This is a genomic window from Priestia sp. P5_B4 (assembly GCF_056400385.1).
On sequence record NZ_JBFULJ010001516.1, the window covers coordinates 1 to 535 of the forward strand.

Annotated in this window: 1 protein-coding gene; it reads right to left on the reverse strand. The window is 31.5% G+C overall.

What is annotated here, in order from left to right; translation table 11 throughout:
* The coding region (locus AC1DRF_RS31920) for an immunity protein YezG family protein (protein WP_477742817.1) at positions 1 to 265 on the reverse strand (265 nt) is incomplete at its 3' end.
* Positions 266 to 535: the final 270 nt, after the last annotated feature.

Below are 535 nucleotides of genomic sequence, written 5' to 3' on the forward strand. Positions count from 1 at the left end.
CTTCTTTCACTTTACTACTAAGGTMCAAAAGTTTATCTTCTTGTTCATAGAATTCTAATTCAGAAACAACAAATCTTTCTGTAATATCTAAGCTATAATGATACGTTTTTTTATTCGAAGGCTGATTATAAAAGAAATACGTTCCTCCTCCATCTTCTGATACCTGTGCATAAAAATAAAATCTTTCCCATTCTTCGGGAATCATATTATTAACCGTTTCTGCTATTTCTTGATACAATTCCTGTAACTGGCTTTCCATTTGCATAAATTTTATCCTCCTGCCTGGTTTTTAACTGTTACTCTCTCTAATTCTTCAGCTTCAATTTGATATGCTATTCTAAATTTGATAGGGCGTATTGAATGCCATTTTTAACAGGAAAATATTTTTACCGATATTTTTTTAGAAAAGCTTCCTTCAAAGCATTTGCCCAACCTTTATCTTTCTCCATAATAAACCAAATTCCATTAGAACGATTGTTATCTATTTTACCTGCACTAATATTGTTCCTCAACATGTCGCGTCTGGTTATGTATT